At 78.6% G+C, this 518-nt stretch carries 1 pseudogene; it reads left to right on the top strand.

Going from position 1 to position 518, the window contains the following annotated elements:
- Positions 1 to 518 (top strand): annotated as a pseudogene (locus HMPREF3086_RS04945) (FAD-binding oxidoreductase); the annotation flags it as partial.

Genomic DNA, 518 nt, shown 5'->3' with positions numbered 1-518 from the left:
GGCCCGGCAGCTCCGCGACGAGCTCGCCCGGGTCCCGGCCAGCGTGTGGCACGTGCGCGACCTGGCCCGGCGATCGGGCAAGGGATCCGCTGCCGGTACGGGCGCGGTCGCCGGTTCGGGCGGCCGGGCGGTTGCGCGGACCTCGGCCGAGGTCGTGCTGTTCCTCGACTCGTTCACCCGGGGACTGCGCCCGCACGTCGCCGGCGCCGCCGCCCGCGTCCTGGGCGGCTCGCACACCTCCGTCGCCTGCTCGGCCGGCCACTGCTGCGGCCTCACCCACGTCACGACCGGCCGACTGGACGCCGCCCGACGCACCATGCGCGCGACCACGCGTCACCTCGACGCGATCCGCGGGCCGGACGGGGCGGAAGTGCCCGTCGTCGTCGTCGAACCGTCCTGCGCGGCCACGCTGCGCGGCGACCTCCCCCACCTCCTCGCCGACACCCCCGACGCCGACGCGGCCCGGCGCGTCGCGGCGCGGATCCGCTCCTCGGCCGACCACCTCGGCCGCCTCGCCT

Source organism: Dietzia sp. HMSC21D01, assembly GCF_001815995.1.
Taxonomy (GTDB): Bacteria; Actinomycetota; Actinomycetes; order Mycobacteriales; family Mycobacteriaceae; genus Dietzia; species Dietzia cinnamea.
Note: the sequence above shows the minus strand (reverse complement) of the source record. Positions and strands in the feature narration are given on the sequence as shown.